13 protein-coding genes are annotated in these 18,500 nt (G+C 61.2%); 9 read left to right on the forward strand and 4 right to left on the reverse strand.

Annotation, left to right across the window (positions count from 1 at the left end; genetic code table 11):
• Positions 1–68 precede the first annotated feature (68 nt).
• The 3 genes from KHO30_RS10630 to KHO30_RS10640 all read left to right on the forward strand — a co-directional run bounded on the left by KHO30_RS10630 (position 69) and on the right by KHO30_RS10640 (position 2,736).
• Positions 69–704: a carbonic anhydrase gene (locus KHO30_RS10630; RefSeq protein WP_093644324.1), complete on the forward strand. Its 636-nt coding sequence runs from the start codon at positions 69–71 to the stop codon at positions 702–704.
• 190 nt (positions 705–894) lie between these two features.
• Positions 895–1,578 carry a type 1 glutamine amidotransferase domain-containing protein gene (locus tag KHO30_RS10635; RefSeq protein ID WP_211700855.1) on the forward strand — a complete coding sequence of 228 codons (684 nt, stop codon included), beginning with the start codon at positions 895–897 and terminating at the stop codon, positions 1,576–1,578.
• Positions 1,579–1,620: 42 nt separating this feature from the next.
• Positions 1,621–2,736, forward strand: a complete 1,116-nt coding sequence (locus KHO30_RS10640; RefSeq protein WP_211700857.1) for an alkene reductase — start codon at positions 1,621–1,623, stop codon at positions 2,734–2,736.
• 73 nt (positions 2,737–2,809) lie between these two features.
• On the opposite strand, the gene treA is transcribed toward KHO30_RS10640, so the two are convergent.
• A complete protein-coding gene (gene treA / locus KHO30_RS10645; protein ID WP_093644318.1) occupies positions 2,810–4,477 on the reverse strand; it encodes an alpha,alpha-trehalase TreA in 1,668 nt (555 codons plus the stop codon).
• 214 nt (positions 4,478–4,691) lie between these two features.
• The gene (locus KHO30_RS10650) at positions 4,692–7,007 is read right to left on the reverse strand and encodes a PA14 domain-containing protein (protein ID WP_244863980.1); all 2,316 of its coding nucleotides are present in this window, start codon (positions 7,005–7,007) and stop codon (positions 4,692–4,694) included.
• Positions 7,008–7,356: 349 nt separating this feature from the next.
• On the opposite strand from KHO30_RS10650, the gene KHO30_RS10655 reads away from it, so the two are divergent.
• The 6 genes from KHO30_RS10655 (at position 7,357) to KHO30_RS10680 (ending at position 15,656) form a co-directional block, all read left to right on the forward strand.
• Positions 7,357–8,256 (forward strand): DMT family transporter, encoded by a 900-nt coding sequence (locus KHO30_RS10655; protein ID WP_211700859.1) that lies wholly within the window; start codon positions 7,357–7,359, stop codon positions 8,254–8,256.
• A 327-nt stretch (positions 8,257–8,583) separates the two neighbouring features.
• On the forward strand, positions 8,584–9,555 hold the full coding sequence (locus tag KHO30_RS10660) for a DUF4148 domain-containing protein (protein ID WP_211700861.1): 972 nt from the start codon (positions 8,584–8,586) through the stop codon (positions 9,553–9,555).
• A 479-nt stretch (positions 9,556–10,034) separates the two neighbouring features.
• Entirely contained in the window at positions 10,035–11,180 is a 1,146-nt protein-coding gene (locus KHO30_RS10665) for a porin (protein WP_093644312.1), read from the forward strand.
• 263 nt (positions 11,181–11,443) lie between these two features.
• Positions 11,444–12,598, forward strand: a complete 1,155-nt coding sequence (locus KHO30_RS10670) for an epoxide hydrolase family protein (RefSeq protein ID WP_211700863.1) — start codon at positions 11,444–11,446, stop codon at positions 12,596–12,598.
• A gap of 317 nt (positions 12,599–12,915) precedes the next feature.
• Entirely contained in the window at positions 12,916–14,271 is a 1,356-nt protein-coding gene (locus KHO30_RS10675; protein ID WP_211701021.1) for a sigma-54 dependent transcriptional regulator, read from the forward strand.
• A gap of 410 nt (positions 14,272–14,681) precedes the next feature.
• Positions 14,682–15,656, forward strand: a complete 975-nt coding sequence (locus KHO30_RS10680; RefSeq protein ID WP_200618850.1) for a hypothetical protein — start codon at positions 14,682–14,684, stop codon at positions 15,654–15,656.
• A gap of 4 nt (positions 15,657–15,660) precedes the next feature.
• Here KHO30_RS10680 and KHO30_RS10685 read toward each other — a convergent pair whose 3' ends face one another.
• Together KHO30_RS10685 and KHO30_RS10690 are read right to left on the reverse strand one after the other, a co-directional pair.
• Positions 15,661–16,746 carry a TIGR03118 family protein gene (locus tag KHO30_RS10685; RefSeq protein ID WP_211700865.1) on the reverse strand — a complete coding sequence of 362 codons (1,086 nt, stop codon included), beginning with the start codon at positions 16,744–16,746 and terminating at the stop codon, positions 15,661–15,663.
• Positions 16,747–16,844: 98 nt separating this feature from the next.
• Positions 16,845–18,248 carry an aminotransferase-like domain-containing protein gene (locus KHO30_RS10690; RefSeq protein WP_200618852.1) on the reverse strand — a complete coding sequence of 468 codons (1,404 nt, stop codon included), beginning with the start codon at positions 18,246–18,248 and terminating at the stop codon, positions 16,845–16,847.
• Between the last annotated feature and the right edge of the window lie 252 nt (positions 18,249–18,500).

The following is an 18,500-nucleotide window of genomic DNA, read 5'->3' on the forward strand; positions in this document are numbered from 1 at the left end:
TCGCAGATACGCCTTGGACCTTTGCCGCGTGCCTGGCAGGCTGAGGCATTGACTATCCGGAGAACGTCGTGCAGGAAATCATAGAAGGATTCATCCGCTTTCAACGCGAAGTCTTCCCGCAGCAAAGCGCATTGTTCAAGCGCTTATCGATTGCGCAAAATCCACGCACACTGTTCGTGACCTGCTCGGACAGCCGTGTCGTTCCCGAGTTATTGACCCAGGTGGAGCCCGGCGCGCTGTTCGTGATCCGCAACGCGGGCAACATCGTGCCGTCTTACGGCCCGGAACCGGGCGGCGTATCGGCCACTGTCGAATACGCGGTGGCAGTATTGGGCGTGCGGGATATCGTGATTTGCGGCCACTCCAATTGCGGGGCGATGACGGCGATCTGCACGTGCACGAACCTCGACCATCTGCCGGCCGTGGCGGGTTGGCTCCGTCACGCCGATGCGGCGAAAGCGATTAACGCATCGCGAACTTATGCGTCAGATGCCGAGCGTCTCGACGCTCTCGTCAAAGACAACGTGATGGCGCAACTCGCGAACATTCGTACGCATCCGTCAGTGGCCGTGGGCCTCACGAACAAATCGTTGCGACTGCACGGCTGGATCTTCAATATCGAAAGCGGCGCCATGCTCGCACTCGATGGGCGCACAGGAGAGTTTTTGCCGTTGGTGGACAACCCCGAAATTTATGCAGTCTAGCTTCGGACCGCAGCCCCACGAAAAGCACATGCGGTAAAACCGGAAAACCTCTTCGGCGTTCCGGATAGCCGCCTATACTGCCAGAGCGCCTGGAGCCGGCGGCATCGCTCCAGCGTGTGTTGCAACACGCGCCTCTAACGCCGCTCGATGGCCTGGTGCAACGCGAATCGAATCCGTTCGCGAGGTTGCCATGAAGATTCTGGTGGTACTGACTTCACATGACCAGCTCGGCAATACGGGCCGGAAAACCGGCTTCTGGCTCGAAGAGTTTGCCGCGCCTTATTACGTGTTCAAGGATGCAGGCGTCGAGATGACGCTCGCTTCGCCCAAAGGCGGCCAGCCGCCGCTCGACCCGAAAAGCGACGACCCCGATGCGCAGACCGAGGCGACCCGCCGATTCAAAAAGGATCCGGACGCGCAAGCCGCGCTGGCGAGTACCGTGAAGCTTTCAACCGTGTCGGCCGCAGACTATGACGCGGTGTTCTATCCGGGTGGCCACGGCCCACTATGGGACCTCGCCGAAGACACGCATTCCATTGCCCTGATCGAAGCGCTCTATGCCGCCGGAAAGCCCGTTGCCGCGGTATGCCATGCGCCGGGTGTGCTACGCCATGCAAAGGGGCCTGACGAGACACCACTCGTGCGCGACAAGCCGGTCACCGGCTTTACCAATTCCGAAGAAGCAGCCGTGGGTCTCACCGACGTCGTGCCTTTCCTCGTCGAAGACATGTTGAAGAAGAACGGCGGCCGGTATTCGAAGGGGCCGGATTGGCAGTCGCATGTCGTGGTCGCGGGCAATCTGATTACGGGGCAGAACCCGGCGTCGTCCGAAGCCGCGGCCAAAGCGTTGCTCGCGAAACTCGGCGTGACCTGAAAAACCGGTGAAACTCGATTGAATCTTTTTCAAGGAGCCGCCATGTCTACGGAATCCGCGCACGTTGATAGTTACCTGTTCGAACCGGTCGCGCTCGGGCCGCTGCAGTTGCCCAATCGCATCGTGATGGCGCCGCTGACGCGCAGTCGCGCGAAGGAGGCCGACGTGCCGAGCGAACTGGCCATCGAGTATTACGCGCAACGTGCAACGGCCGGTCTCATCATCGCCGAGGCGACGCAGATTTCGCAGCAAGGAAAGGGCTATGTGTTCACGCCTGGCATATATGACGACGCCCAGGTGCAGGCGTGGAAACATATTACCGATGCTGTGCATGCGAAAGGCGGCCATATGTACCTGCAGTTGTGGCACGTGGGCCGTATCTCTCATCCGTCGCTGCAGCCGGGTAATGCGTTGCCCGTAGCGCCTTCGGCGATCAAACCCGAAGGTCAGGCCTATACCGACGAGGGCTTCGTGCCGCTCGTCACGCCGCGCGCACTTGAAACGTCGGAAATGCCGGGTATCGTCGAGCAATATCGTCTGGCCGCGCAAAACGCGAAGGCCGCTGGTTTCGATGGCGTGGAAATCCACGCGGCAAACGGTTATCTGCTCGATCAGTTTCTGCGCGACAGGACCAATCAACGAACCGATCAATATGGCGGCTCGATTGAAAATCGCGCGCGCCTTTTGCTGGAAGTGGCCGATGCCGTGACGGCCGTGTGGGGTGGCGAGCGCGTCGGCGTGCGTATTTCTCCGCTCAGCAGCTTCGGCGATATCGCCGACAGCGATCCCGAACCGCTTTTCACCTATGTGGTGAAGCAGCTCAATGCCCGCAAGCTTGTCTACTTGCACGTTATAGAAGGCGACACGGGCGGCACGCGCGACGTCGAGGGCGGTTTCGATCTGCAGGTGTTGCGCCAGGCATTCGATGGGTTGTTCATGGCGAACAATGGCTATGACAGGGAACTCGCACAGAAGACGCTCAAGGCAAAGCGGGCAGATCTGATCGCGTTCGGCCGGCCTTTCATTTCGAATCCGGATCTGGTCGAACGGCTGCGGATTGGCGCAGCGCTGAACGAGCCGGATCAGAGCACGATGTATGGCGGCGGTGCGGAAGGCTACACCGATTACCCGACGCTGGACGAGGACGCGAAGCGCTGAGTGGACCTACGCTTCCGCGCACACGCCGCTATGGGCGACGTGTGCGCCTCCTTGCATTGCTACACCGTGCAGATCAGTCGCCCGGGCTATACAGATCGAGTAGCTTGAGCGTCACCCCGTTGGTCCATCCAAAGCCGTCCTGCAGCGGATATTCGCCACCGCCGCCGCCTCCGGTGCCCGCGCCTTCCACCACGTACTTTTCAACCAGCTTGTTCTCTGACGCGTAAACCCCTTTCACGTCAGTCAGAAAGCGCGTGCCGATCTGCTGCGCAAGCGCATCCTGGCCATAGCGCTTCAAGCCTTCAATCGCGACCCAGTGCAAGGGCGCCCAGCCGTTCGGTGCATCCCATTGCTGCGTGGTGTTGTAGGTGGTGGTCGCAAGGCCGCCCGGTTGCAGCAGGACGGATTGCACCTGCTGAGCCGTCTTCTGCGCACGGTCCGGCCACGCTGCACCGACCCACAACGGAAACACCATTGCCGCAGTCTTGTTGTCGCGCGGCTTCGCAAGCGTCCAGTCGTAATCGCCGTAATAGCCCTTGGCGTTCCACAAGTACCGGTTGATCCCGAGCGCCCGTTTGGCGGCGCGCTCGGCGAACTCGCCGACACAACGGAAATCGCGCGTCTCGCCGCAGCCTTTCGCGATGGTGATTTCAAGGTGGAACATGAGGCTGTTCAAATCGACCGGGATGATCGACGTGGTGCGCACCGTCGCGAGTGTCATGTTGTCACCGAACCAGCGGGAGCTGAAATCCCAGCCGCTCTCGGCGGTCGCCCGCAACTCGCGATAGACATCGTTCGGATTGCGGCCCGTTGCCTGCTGGGCAGTCTGAATGTCCTCCAGATAGGACTCGTCACGCGGCGTGTCGAGTTCATCCCAGTAACGGTTGAGCACCGTGCGATCCGGCATCACGACGACGTTGCGGGTGGCCTGGCCCGGCTGCGTCGAGCTTTCTCCCTGCATCCAGTAGGCGTACTCCTTGCGCAGGGCAGGCAAATACTTCTGATAGACGCCGCGGCCTTCGACCTTCTCCGCCAGTGCGACCATGTACGAGAAGAACGGCGGCTGGGACCGGTCGAGGTAGTAGGTGCGATTGCCGTTCGGGATGTGGCCGAACGTATCGATCTCATAGGCGAAGTTGTCGAGCATGTTGTCGACGAGATCTTCATGCCCCGACTCCTGCAAGCCTAGCATCGTGAAGTACGTGTCCCAGTAGTAGCCCTCGCGGAAGCGGCCGCCTGGCACCACGTACGGCTTCGGCAATGGGATCAGCGAACTGTTTGCCGGTGCGCTCGTGGTGGTGCGGGTGAGGGCAGGCCACAGCCAGTTGATGTGCTCACGCAGCGTCTGATTCGCGGGCGGCGTGATGACGGGTTCGCTCGGCGGCGTGAAGTACTGGTTGACGAAGTTCGCCAGCGAAAAGCCGGGATTGTTCTTCTGCTGTTCGTACAGTTGCACGATCGCGGCAGGATCGGCGTTCGGCGTTGCGTCGACGAAAGTCTTCTGATCCGGATAGATCTGCGCGGTTTGCACGGCCACGAAAAGATCGCCGTATAGCTTGTCGGGAGCGGGAGGAAGCGTGCCGCCGACCTGGGTGTCGGCGTGACAGACGCCGCTGAGACCGGTGAGGAAAACGAAGCTGGAAACGGTGGTGGCTTTTCTTAATCTGGCAGCGCCCAGCGGCGGGGCGAATGTCAGGCGACGGGCGAGGCCGATGCGGCGCAACTGCGATGACACAATCATGTCTCCTCCTGAGGAATGGACAACAGGATTGGTCTGCCTCACGCCCGTGTTCTTCTCGTGATTGCCGGGGCGCGGCTAGCATCGCACAAAACGGAGGGCGGTTCAAACTATGCGGGAGGAATGCGCCGAGGTGCGCTGAGCAAGCCGATGGCTAACGGCGGCTACCAACAGCCCGGCAGCTTGCGCGCTGCCGGACTGTTAATTAAGCCTTCCTTCAGTTCGATGTCACGAGCGAATCCGACGGCACGATCCTCAGTGCCCCGGGGCTCTGCGCCTCGGGGCTCGACCATGACAGGTGCATGCTGGCCGGGCCCGTACCGTGCACATACTCCACCTTGATCGACGCGCGCTGCTTCGCGTTCAGCCAGGTCGTACCGCTCACGGTGCCTTGCGTCGAGGTCTTCTTGTTGATGACCCGCACCCCGTTGATCCACAGGCGCGCTACGTTGTCGCTATTGATCGAGAACGTGTAGAGCCCGGTTCTGGCGGCCTCTATCGCACCGGTCCACCGCAGGCCATAACCCGTCGCGTTGACGCCCGCTGAGGCATCCGGCGAATCGGTGCCGCGCTCGGTGTTCAGGTCGAAGTCGATCAACGGCGCAATCGATGTCTTGACCGGCGCGCTGCTGAAGGTCGGATCGTTGTAGTAGCCCACCTGCAGCACCGGCAGCTTCACATCGAACCCACCCGTCAAGGCCTGAGTCTCCGACGTCTGCCACGGATGACCGTCCGGATAGATCGTTCCCTGGAACGGCGTGGCAGGTTCGACGGTGGCAGGCGCGCTCGGCACCTGGCCCCAGTGGAAGCGCGTATTGGTGCGGCCGATCATCAGTTCCCACACGACGAAGCCCGTCGTGCTGCCGTAGTTCGACACAATGCCCGGCATCGTCTGACCCGTCGTGCCAGGGAAGCCACGCTGCAGCGTTTCGGAATTTAGCGCGCTGACATTGCTGCCATTCACCGGACCCGTGTACGGGTTGTTGTACGGATGGAACGCATAGAAGTCCGAGAAATACGAACCTTCGTCCTCCTGCACCTGCGGCGAATTGATCGGCTGCGTCGCACCCGCATTCAGGATCGCGATGCGCGCATCGTTCATCATCACGGCGCGCGTTTGCTGCAACGAGCCGTTGCCGCTGCAACCCGGTTCGTTCATCGGCTCCCAGAAAATGATGCGGGGGTCGTTGCGGTGCGGCGCGACGAAGTCGGTGATGTAGCTCGCGAGACTCGCCTTGTACGTGATGCTGGCATTGGCCGCTGTCGGCTGGAAATACGCCTGCTCGACCGGTGTGCCGGGCGACTGGACCCACTGGCTGTTATGCACGCCCCAGACCGGCGCGGGCTGCGGACCATATGCGGGCGTCGGGTTCCAGCAGTCGTCGTAGAAGATCGGCGAGACCTTGATGCCATGCCGCGCGGCGATCTTCAGCAGGTTCTCGAACTTGCTCAGGAATGCGACGCGATCGTTCGCCCACACGAGGTAGTGCAGATACACGGCAATCGTGTTCATACCGTACGTTTGCGCGTACGTCAGCTCGCGGTTGACGATCTCGGGGTCGTAGTTCTCCCAGAAGTCGATCGCATTCACCGCGTTGGACGGCGTGTAGACCGCACCGACAACCTTGGAGAAATCGAAGCTGGGTGACGTAACGGTCGGATACGTGTGGATTGTGATGTTGCTGAAGGTCGCGCCGACGCCGAAGCGCCGCAGCCCGAAGCTGCCCGACTGGAAGGCCGCGGGGAGGGCGTTGGTGGCGTCGTTGACGCTGATCACGCGCTGCTGGTCGAAATCGACGGTGATGGCCGTGCCGCTCGTCGTGACCTTCAGGTGATGCGTGCTGCCGCCCACGATCGAGTTCATCGGATACGCGATGAAGTTCGTCCAGTTGTTGTTTTCGCGGCCGACCTGCAACACGTGCGAACCGGTATCGAGGCCGATGTAGTAGCCGGTCAGGCTATCGGGGCCGCCGGCGGTGGGGTTGGTCGTGCGCACGATAAAGCCGGCGTTAGCGGCGCCGTTACCCACGGGCGCGCTCACCGTCACATCCGCTTCGTAGGACGCCGTGGCATAGGTGCTTGCGAGCGCAACGGTTTTGTCGCCGGCGCCTGTGCCGTTGGTGGCCGGTGGGGCAATCGTGATGGTCGAACTGCTCGTGCCGGGTTGCCAGCCTTGTGTCGATCCGGGCGCGAGGTAGCTCGTGAAGTCGCCGAAGTTGAGGGTCGTGGTGGAAACCGGAGTGGGCGGCGGTGGCGGGGTGTACGGCGGAAGGTTGAGGGTGGGGTCAGCGATCACAAGCGGGGGTGTCGTCGTTTTCATCCCCAATGGAATGGTCTTCGCGGCCCTGAATTCGGCTTCGACGTTGGCGGTGTCCGCGAGAGCCGCCGCAGAGGCCGCCGACGCTGCCGATGCCGCTGCGGAATCGACTGCCGCGATCTGCCTGTTCGCTGACGCAGTCCCGCCCGGTGAACCGTCATTGCCGCCGCAAGCGCCCAACATGGCGAGCGCCGCCAGCACAAAGTAATTGCGCACCTGTATCTCCTGATGTCCCCGCTTAATTGATGGTCATAATTATTATTAAATTTGCATGGGGCCATAGACAGTGTGTCCAATCCCCATGGATGCGGAAATCGCTATGAATAATATTATTAGTTAGCGAGAGCTGTATCGGTACTTACCCGGAATGGTGCAAACAAGAGGCAGCTTGTCAGGTGGGGGCACGCGGGCTTGTCTGGTGGCGCGGATGCAGAATGGGTGAGGGCAGTTTTTCCAGTCGATCGCGCGCGGCACCGCAGGCATAATCCGTTTTCCGATTACGCCTTCCTTTCACCGGAGGCGAAACCTAAGCGACGCGCAGCTTCGCGCGTTCCCAGGAAAACTCATGCCGCCCATCACCGCCGTCCGGAGTGCAGGCGTGCCGCTGCGTAGCGTCGCGCTGATTCTCGTTTCGATGTTCTGCTTCGCCGTGGTCGACGCTTTGGCGAAATCCGTCGCGCTCGCCTATCCGGCCAATGAAGTGACGTTCTTCCGGATGCTGTTCGGCTTGGTGCCTGCGGTGGCGGTTTGCCTGCGCGGCAAGCCGCTCATCGAGCGTTTCAGGCAGATGGATGTACGTGGACAGACCTTGCGCGCGCTGACGTTGCTCGGCGCGTCGGGGCTGTTCTTTGCTGGGCTGCCCTATGTGCCGCTCAGCGAAGCGGTGGCGATCGTCTACTCGGAGACCTTGCTGGTGATCGTGCTTGCACCGCTGCTTCTGAAGGAAACGCTCAAGCCGCGCGATGCGCTTGCCGCCGCGGTCGGTTTTATCGGCGTGCTGTTCGTGGTGCGTCCGGACGGTTCGCATTCGAATTGGCTCGGTCCGGTCCTGCTGATTTCGAGCGCGTTTTTCGGTGCTTTGTCGATCATTCAGATCAAGCGGATTCGCGCCACCGACGATTCGGGCACCACGGTGCTGTACTTCACGGTGATCGGTACGATCGTCACCGGGGCATCGCTCTATTTCGCGTGGCGCACACCGTCGATCGAAGCGCTCGCGGTGATGGCCCTGCTCGGCGGGTTCGCCACGGCAGGGCAGTTGCTGATGACGATGGCATTTCGACGGGCCGATGCCGGCGCGCTCGCGCCGTATAACTACACGAGCATCGTGTGGGCTGCGCTGTTTGGCTACATCGTGTGGGGCGAGACGATCGGCAGCATGTCGTTGTTCGGCATTGCGTTGATTGTCGGCAGCTCGATTGCGGTCGCCGTGCGCGGCAAGCAGACTGAAGGTCCGCTCGTGTAGGTCTGTGCTCCCTTCATCGAATTCAAACGACGGATTAAAATCCGCCTTCATTGCTTCGCAGTTCAAACAATCGTCCTAGGAAAGCGTGGTCAGTAAGCTGGCTTTTTCGGACAACACACCCTGCGTGCGCGGACGAATCGACGTTTGGCGACTATAAATGGTGGATAGCACGCATCCAGTTTGCACTCTTATTCGTACGTGACTGCGCCGGCCCGAATTCGCGGTCGTTGCGGCGGCATCGATTGATTCGCTGCGAACCCTCTGATGAATTCGGGCCCGTTTGCGATACGGCAAACGCGCATGTCCACGATTTGAGAGGGAGACGTCATGGTTGTCGAACCCAGGAAGATAGTTCTCACGAGCCTCTTTGTCGGCGCGCTTGCGATCGCGGCTTATATTTCGCAGTCGGACAAAGACTGGCTGCCGACGGACGAACTCGGCCTCGAGCGCGACAATGGATCTCACGCCACACGTGGCGATACGATAACGGGCTCAGTGAGTTCCGGGCCGGTCGTTGCACGCAGTGATTCAGCGGCGGCTATTGCCGGGGATTTGCAGGCGGCGCGCAACAGTCTGCAGCGCAACGATCTTGTTTCCGCGCAGGCGCAACTGGACGCGGTGCGTTCAGCACATCGGAACGACGATCAGGTTCTTGCGCTGCAAAGAGACGTCGAGGCGCGTGCGAAGCAGACGCAGCACGCGCTGGCCGTTGTGCATGGGGACAAGCCGACGCAGCGAGGGGCGAAATCGGCGCGATCTTCGGCGACGTCTTCCGGGAAAACAGGCCGCACGCACGAAAGCTACGTAGCGACGCGCGAACGCTCGAACCGTGCGTCCTCCAGTTACTCGAAGACCCGGCATGCTCCCGAAACCGCGGTAGCCGATGTTAGTGCGGGTAGCCTCTCGAACGGGAGAGCGAGTGGCGTTGGCACACCTGCTGGTGCGAGTTCGTCATCCTCTGTTCCGGCCGAGGCGAAGGCACTCTCCGGCGTAACCAGCGCGCCTGCCGTGTCAACGCCGATACGACTGATACAGCCAACAGAGCCAACAGAACCGATATCAGCGCCGCCAGGCTCGCAAGCCCAGCTAAGCCCGCAAGCCATACCGGCGCCATCGACACCTCAACTCGCGCCCGCCGCCAGCGCGTTGTTGAAATCCGGGAGCGGGCCAAAAACCCGCGCACAGGTACGCGCGGAGATCGCCCGCGCCCGCGCCGACGGCAGCCTGCCCACGTTCGGTAATCCGGACCCCGCGGGCCCCGGCGGCGCACCGAGCATGACGGGGGCGCCGCGTCCGTGAAGCTGCTCAGTCCGCCGTTAGTGCAGCGATGCAGCGAGCCGTGCAGAACTGGGTTTCTCCGTGCAATGTGATTTCTGCGCGGCCTTTAAAACTAACAATAACTATTTTCAATTTCAGCAATAATGGATTGAATTGGTTTATTTATCTGCCAAGATATTCCAATTAATTTCCATTGGAATTAATTGGAATTATAAATCGGCCTTAATTCGTTGTTGACAGATATTTGCCATGCTATTCTGCGTTGGCTTGATTCTCCGAGAGCAGCATCAAATCAGGCACTTGGGGCGTGCTCGCGAGAGGAGTACGCCCCATTTAATTTTCGGCAGCGGACTGGCTGTTACGTGAAATGATCGGCAATCTAAAAAATCAGTGGCGTCGTATATACACAACGTCGTAATTAACTGAAAAACAGTATTTCGATTAGTGGGATATTCTCGGCCGCTCGATAGCATCCGCTATCCGAATCAGGAGAGAAATCCATGAATAAATTCGTATTGTCGGGCCTCTCGCTCGCACTCATCGGCGCCGCGGGTGCCGCCCACGCACAAAGCTCGGTCACGCTGTACGGTTTGATCGATACGGGCCTGACCTACACCAGCAATTCGGGCGGCAGCAGCAACTTTCAGCAAGCCAGCGGCATGCTGAACGGCAACCGCTGGGGCCTGCGCGGTTCGGAAGATCTGGGCAACGGCCTGAAGGCGATCTTCGTGCTGGAAAACGGCTTCAATCTGTCGAACGGCAAGCTGGGGCAGAACAGCCGTGAGTTCGGGCGTCAGGCCTTCGTCGGTCTGTCGAGCGACCAGTTCGGCTCGGTCACGCTGGGTCGCCAGTACGACAGCCTGGTCGACTATCTCGCTCCGCTCGCGCTGAACGGCACGCAATACGGCGGCACGCTCTCGGCACACCCGTACGACAACGACAACCTGAACAACTCGGTGCGTATCAACAACTCGGTCAAGTTCCAGAGTGTCAACTACGGCGGCTTCAAGTTCGGCGCGTTGTACGGCTTCTCGAACGCAGCGGGCAGCTTCGCGGACAGCCGCGCCTACAGTGTCGGCGCATCGTATGCATTCGGCGGCCTGAAGTTCGCTGCGGGCTACCTGCAACTGAACGGCGCCGGCTCGACGACCAACACGAGCGGCGCTGTGGCGAGCGGCGACTCCACGTTCAACGCAGGCCTTCAGCGCACCTATGGCGCCGGTGTGAACTATGCGTTCGGCGCGGCCAACGTCGGCCTCGTGTTCACGCAGACGCAACTGCACAACGCAACGTCGATCGGATCGTCGGCGTCGGGCACGACGAGCGGATTCGCGCTGACCGGCGGCAGCGCGCGCTTCACGAACTATGAAGTGAACGCACGTTACGCATTCACGCCGGCATGGACGGTATCGGGCGCGTACACGTTCACCGACGCACGTCTGAACGGCGCGAGCCCGAAGTATCAACAGCTGACGTTGCAGACCGACTACGCCTTGTCCAAGCGTACCGACGTATATGTTGAAGCGGCATACCAGCACGTCGGCAGCGTGGGTGATTCGGGCGTCACGGCGGATATCGTCGGTGTTAGCCGTTCGTCAACCGATTCGCAGGTGGTTGGCACGGTGGGTATCCGCCATCGCTTCTAAGCTGATGGTGTAGGCAGTAAGCTGTAAAAAAAGCCCGCATTTCGCGGGCTTTCTTGTTTCCAATAGAGCCGTAAGCGCTGCAACCATGAAGGCCTCCGCCGCGCCAAACGAGAATCGCGTTCATTGTGTACCATGCAGATTGCTCCGCGCGCTCAGTGCGCATCAAGCTCGCTTCGCACTTTGGCCCCTGCTGGATTGCCGTGAACAGCGCTATCGAATCCGAAGCGCCTGTTATTCCCACACCCTGTGCCGGATGAACTGACATGCAGATAGAGCCGTTTCAGATTGCCGTGCCTGATGCCGACATAGCCGATCTTCACCGGCGGATTCACGCGACCCGTTGGGCACCGGCGACGCCGTCGCCTGGCTGGCAACAGGGCGCCGACTCCGCCTGGCTGCGCGAGCTCGCGCAGTACTGGGCCGAGCGTTTCGATTGGCGCGAGGCCGAGCGCAGGTTGAATCTGCAGCCGCAATTCCTCGCCGAGATCGACGGTCAGCGCGTGCACTTCGTGCATCGGCGTGGCGTCGGCCCGACGACTTATCCGCTCGTGATCACACATGGCTGGCCGGGATCGTTTTTCGAGTTCCACGCGTTGCTCGACCGCTTATGCGACCCGGCCGCATTCGGCTGCGATCCCGCCGATGCGTTCGACGTCGTCGTTCCATCACTGCCCGGTTTTGGTTTCTCGCAGGCACCGGTAGAACCCGGTACTTCCGCGTTTCAGGTGGCGGATTTGTGGGCTTCGCTGATGCGTGGCCTCGGTTATGAGCACTTTGGGGCCCAGGGCGGCGATCTGGGCGCCGGCGTCTCGATCGCGCTCGCGGCACGGCATCATGAGCATGTCGACGGCATTCATCTCAACTTCCTGCCGAGTTCATACGAGCCCGCGAGCGGTGCCGCGCAAACACCGCTTACGCCCGAGGAGGAAGCCTATCTGCGGGAGAAGAACGAATGGGTCGCCCTGGAGGGCGGCTACGCCCATATGCATGCGACGAAACCGCAAACCGCGGCGGCGTCGCTGAACGATTCGCCGGTGGGCCTCGCGGCCTGGATCGGTGAAAAGTTTCGCGCGTGGAGCGATTGCGACGGCGACATCGAGCGGGTGTTTTCGAAAGACGAGTTGCTTACCAACATTTCGCTCTACTGGTACACGCAGAGTATTGGCACGGCGATGCAGATGTATTGGGAGAACCGGCTGCAGCCGATGCGCTTCGCCGAGGGGCAACGCGTCGTGCCGCCGGTGGGCTTCGCCTGTTTCCCGAAGGAGATCAACCATCCGCCGCGCACGTGGCTCGAACGGACCTTCGACGTCGTGCAATGGACCGACATGCCGAGCGGTGGCCATTTCGCTGCGATGGAAAAGCCCGATCTGCTCGCTGCCGAGATTCGCAAGTTTTTCAGGAAGTTGAGGCGCTAGTCCGATAGCAACTCTGGTGCACGGCGCGGTGCGCTTGCGGACTTAATCTTCAAATAAGGTCAGGACCCACCACGGCGACCGCACAGCCGCGTATGATCGACGGTCGTTGTCGCATCCGGTTTTTCGTTAGCCGACGTCCGCAGCGCCGCCGGCTCGCCGAAACCGATGCACCATGAAATGGCAGCTCCCGGTACGCGCCTGATTCACGAGGACAGGCATCCGCGGCCATGGAGCAACAAGAGCAATGTCGTGCGAGGGGCCTGGCCACACCAGGTTTCAGAGCAGGCCCGGCGAGAAAACAAAAAACAATGCAGAAAATGAAGGCCATCAAGCGGCGTGTCATCTACTTCACGCGCGATCCTTCGCCGGCGCTATTGGCGAGTTTCGAGGAGCGCGATTGGCAGGTTGACGTCATCGGCTCGGTTCGTGGCGTGCGCGAGGCCGTGGGTGACGGCTCGCTGGCGGCTGGCCTGGCCGATCTGTCGAGCGTGTTCGATCCCGGTGATATTGCCGCGCTGGAAGCTTGCCTCGCGATGCCGAACATCGGCTGGGTCGCGATGACCGCGGCGCCGGAACTCGATGACGCCGCCATACGCAGGCTGGTGCGCGACTACTGCTTCGATTACGTGACGCTACCTACCGCGGACGCCAGAGTGATCGATACGGTAGGCCATGCCTGCGGCATGATCTCGCTCGGTGAGCCGGTGTTTGTGGATACGTCCACGGCAGAAGACGAGATGATCGGCACCTGCGATGCCATGCTCGCGTTGTTCCGCTCGATCCGCAAAGTGGCCGCAAACGATGCACCCGTTTTTGTCTCCGGTGAATCGGGTACGGGCAAGGAGCTGACGGCGGCGGCGATTCACGCGCATTCGGCGCGTCGCAACGCGCCGTTTGTCGCCATCAACTGTGGCGCGATTCCGCCGCACCTGCTGCAGTCGGAGTTGTTCGGCTACGAGCGTGGCGCCTTCACAGGGGCGAATCAGCGCAGAATAGGGCGCGTCGAAGCCGCTCACGGCGGTACCGTGTTTCTCGATGAGATCGGCGATCTGCCGTTCGAGAGTCAGGCGAGCCTGCTGCGCTTCCTGCAGGAAAGCACCATCGACCGCCTGGGCGGTAACGGTTCGATCGATGTCGACGTGCGCATCATCTCCGCCACGCACGTCAATATGGAGGCCGCGATCGAAGACGGGCGCTTCCGTACTGACCTGTATCACCGTTTGTGCGTACTGAGAATCGACGAGCCGCCGCTTCGCGCGCGCGGCAAGGACATCGAACTGCTCGCGCTGTACACGCTGGATCGCTACAGGAAAGATGCGAGCCGTCGGCTATACGGTTTTTCTCCCGACGCGATCACGGCGATGCATCAATACGACTGGCCCGGCAACGTGCGGGAACTGATCAACCGGGTTCGTCGCGCCATTGTGATGTCGGAGGGGCGGACGATTACCGCTGACGATCTCGAACTGGCGAGTTACGTCGCGACCGCGCCCCTGACGCTTGCACAGGCACGCGAGACAGCGGAGCGGCAGGCCATCGAACTCGCATTGCTGCGCCACCGCGGACGCCCCGGCGACGCCGCGCGCGAGCTCAGCATTTCACGCGCGACGCTGTACCGTTTGCTCGGCGCGCATGGCATGCGATACGGGGGAGACAGCGCCGCCGAAATGTGACACCCGACGCAAAGATTGCGTACGGCAGGCAGGTAACTTGTTCACTCGAATGTTAAGGCGCCAGATATTTTGGCGTACTTTCGACCGGCTGAAAGCCGATTGACGGCACCCGCGTTGCGTCTTGCTGACTCTTGCTGACTTTTGGCGGAAAGGCAACGCAGGGACGTGAAACGATAGTTCATACCTGATGCCTGCGCCCCGGTTCATCCGACTCCATCGCCGCAGATCAGATCACCCGGCTCGAGCGTGACGCCATAAAGGCGCGAGCCGCGGCACGATGGCTGCGCATGGCTGTGCACCTTGCGCAGACTTCTGACTTAGCCCATGAAAGGAGAGGCGGATCAATCCGCGAACGATAGCGGCCACGCTGGAAAAAAGCGAACCGTCTCTCACGCCTGGTGAGGAGCAACGTGAATCTTTTTCCTTGCACGCTGGTTTATGTGGATGTGGACGTGAGTCCGGGTCCCAACTCGACGAATCGCGATCCGCTGGCGTATGTGAGTCAGGCGATCTGCCTGAACAACAGCTTGCGGCGAGCCGGCATGCCGAAGCTGACCATCATGACCAACGCGCCGGCGGTGGTCTCGCAACGGCTCGAAGGCATGGCAAAGGAGCACCGGCCGGCACTGATGACGTTGAAGGCGACAATCGAGTTGCCGAAGAACACGCCGTTCTATGCCGCGCATTTCAAACTGGACCTGATGGATCAGATGGCCGATTCGCTGCCGGCCGACACGATGCTGTTGCTGCTCGACGCCGACATGGTCGCGTTGCGTGCGCTCGAACGTAATCTGATCGAGCGCTGCGCTGAAGCCGGACTCGGCGCATTCGATATTTCGGATCAAGTATTTCCGCCGTACGGCAGCGACTGTGTTGTTGCGGATCTCGAGATCGTGGCGGACAGGCGGCTCAGAAATCCGCGCTGGTACGGCGGCGAGTTTCTTCTGGCGACGCCCGCCGCATTACGCCGGCTGGTTCCGTGCGCGCGTGCCAGTTACGCTCGCTACGTCACCGAAATCGGTCGCGTGAGACATCACGGCGACGAAGCGTTTATTTCCGCGGCACTCAACGTACTGGTCGACGAAGGGCAGGGCCTGATCGAGGTGGGTGCTTATCAGGCCGTTGGCCGTCATTGGCCCGGCAATAATTATCGCGATCTGCGGTGGTTTCGCTGCTGTTCGTTCGTTCACTTGCCAGGCGGTAAGGCGTTGCTGGAACGCGAGGCGCGTTTTTCTGAGTTCGCACCGGACCGTTTCTGGCGCCAGATGCGCATGGCGCATCTGCGCGGCCGTGTACGTCACGCGTTGAAACGGCTCGCCCGGTTGCTCAGTGTCGAACGCCTCGCGACGCTGTCTGCTTACGCCTTGCGCAGCGTAAAGAGCTAGGCGCTCACATCTTCACGTCGATGCGGCCATAAACGCCATTGGCTTCGTCGTTAGGCCCCGCAGCAAAAAACAGCGTGTTGGTCGGCTGATTATCGAGTCCGTTACCGAACGCGATACCCCAGAGCCCAGGCTGCACGAATGTAGTTCCGTTCGACAGGTTGATGGTGCCGAGGGATTGCCCGCTTGCCGGATCGAACGCGTTGATCGTGCCGTCGCCGAAATTGCCGACCAGTATGTCGCCACTGAAGCGGCCGAAGTTGCCAGGCGCCTGTGCGACGCCCCACGGCGCGTTGAGCGGACCTGCTGACGCAAAGTGCTGCAACAGGTTGCCGGACGTATCGAATACGTCGACGAAACCCAGGCCGGAACCGTCGACATTGTCATGTGCGGCTGCGTCCTGTTTGGCGTAGGTCACGAAGAGTTTTGAGCCAATCGCCTGAATACCGAACGGCGCAAAGCCTGCCGGCAGCGTTGCGTCCTGAAACTTGCCTGGCATCGCGACTTTCGCGAAGTTCGTGTCGAATACGTCGATCCTGTTGTTATGGAAATCGGTGGCATAGAGGAAGTTCGCCGTGCCATTGCTGGCGAGCGCGAGCCCCTTGTAGACCGCGCCGGCACTGCCGCCATCGAACATGACGATCGCGTTCGTGGGCGCGACCGCCGGCGCCCATGCGGTGATCGTGCCGCCTTCGCCGGAGAAGATAAAGGCGCCTACGCCGGACTTGCCGCCCTGTGTGACCGTAAAATCGGTCGTGCCGTTGAATACGATGCCGGTCGGATTCGCCGAGCCGCTGGTTCCGTTCGGAATGCTGACGACCAGGGACTGCGGCACGCCGTTGCCGTCGTAGAGTGTGGCGACTGAGGTCCCGTTGTCCGCGACCCAGACGAAACCCTTTGGATTGAACGCGACACCCCATCCATTTTTCAGATTGGGGTCGGTGTGCGGCGCGGAGACCGCGCCGTCGGAGACCAGCACTGACGAGGTAAACGACTGCGAATTGATAGATCCGGAACTGCCGCCGCACGCGACAAGACTCGTCAAAGCCGCGGCGCTCACCACGGCGCTGAACACTGTAAGCACAGACTTCATGACCGCACCTCTCTCAAGACCGATGGTCGTTGCGGTTATTGAACGAGGCAGGTGGTGGGTTTATTCCTTTGGTGGTTGAACAATTTTGATTTGATTTATCAGATCGTGCCGAACAGTGCCCGGGGGCGATCCTTCAGCGTGCCCGTCAACAGCCGCAACGCGCTCACGAGTTGATCGCGGCTCGTCGCGCAAGCGAGATTGATCCGCACGCCGTGCTCGATCTCCGACCTGTCCACCGCAAATGCAGACGACGGCATCACCACGACGCCGCGCGCCTTCGCATTCGCCGCAAAGTCGTCAGCACGCCACGGCGGCGGCAGCTTGAGCCACACGAACATGCACGCCGGGTCGGTCTGCAGTAATTCCTGTGGCAACAGCTCGCGCGCCAGATCCTGCCGCGCGCGAATTTCAGCAAGCTGCGCGTCCATGATGTGGCGCGCGGTGCCGTCCTCGATCCAGATCGAAGCAATCAGCATCGACATCGGCGCGGGCATCCACGCGGTGGTGCGCACCGCCTCCGCACACAGCGCGGAACTGTCCGGCGGACTCAACAGGTAGCCGAGCCGCAAACCGGGCGCGAGAATCTTTGAGGTTGCCGCCAGGTGGAACGTCAGTTCCGGGCACAGGCTAGCAATGGTCGGCAGCCGCTGCGAAACCAGCGGCCCATAAACGTCGTCTTCGATGATTGCCACGCCATGCCGCCGTGCAATGTCGACGAGCGCCATGCGGCGTTCGAGACTCATCGTCGTCACGGTCGGGTTCTGCAGATTCGGAACGGTGAAGATCGCCTTCACCGGCATACGGCGGCAGGCACGCTCCACCTCGTCGGTTAGCAAGCCGTCGCGGTCGCTCGGAATGCCGACGATCTCGAACTGAAACACGGGAGCCAGTGCCTTCAACCCGTAGTAGGTGAGTTGGTCGGCGAGGATTACGCCATCGGTGCCGATCAGGCTGTTCAGCACCGCATATAGGCCGTGCTGCGCACCGCTCGTGACCACCACGTGGTCGGGCGCCGGCGTGAAGCCTGGCGCGGCCATCCAGCGTGCGCCGGCGGCGCGCGCCCAGGCGGGGCCTTGCGGCGGCTGGTACTCCTGCAATTGCGGGTACCGCGGATCGCGCGGCAATTCCGCCAGCGTGCGCGCGAGGCAGTTCAGGAATTCGCCGGTGGCCGGCCGGTTGACGGTCAGGTCGATCGCCGCGTTGCTGGCCGGCTGGGCCGGTTCGACGCTCGGCATGGCGCCGCCGGTCACGAGCGAGCCGCGCCGTTTGCTGCCGATCACCAATCCGCGTAACTGCAATTCCTTGTACGCGCGGGACACCGTCGACACATTGATGCCCAGTTCGGTGGCCAGTTGCCGCTGCGGCGGCAGGCGGCTGCCCGGCGGATAGACGCCGCTGCGAATCTCGTTCTCGATCGAACTGGACACCTCGACATACGTGGAACGCTTCGCCTGCGCCGGCGCGCCGTTGGTCCCACGCGCTGTGTCTTTGCCAGAAGCCATAAGAACTGGTGTCTCCATACAAAATCGACTTTGTCCGCGATTGTGCGGAATTTTGCCGATTCTATACCAGACAAGCGCCGCCGCAACGCCTAAAAACGGCGCTCCAGAACGGTTGGCGTCCGGTTCGCCCATGTTTGCAAGGACTGCGCCATAGACCATCCAGGGAAAATGCCAGGGCCACACAATGTGAGTTTTAATTGCACACAAAAAAATATTGTGTGATTCTGATTGCCAGAGTTTGTCTGGTGGCGA

This window comes from Paraburkholderia aspalathi (genome assembly GCF_905220735.1).
Taxonomy (GTDB): Bacteria; Pseudomonadota; Gammaproteobacteria; order Burkholderiales; family Burkholderiaceae; genus Paraburkholderia; species Paraburkholderia aspalathi.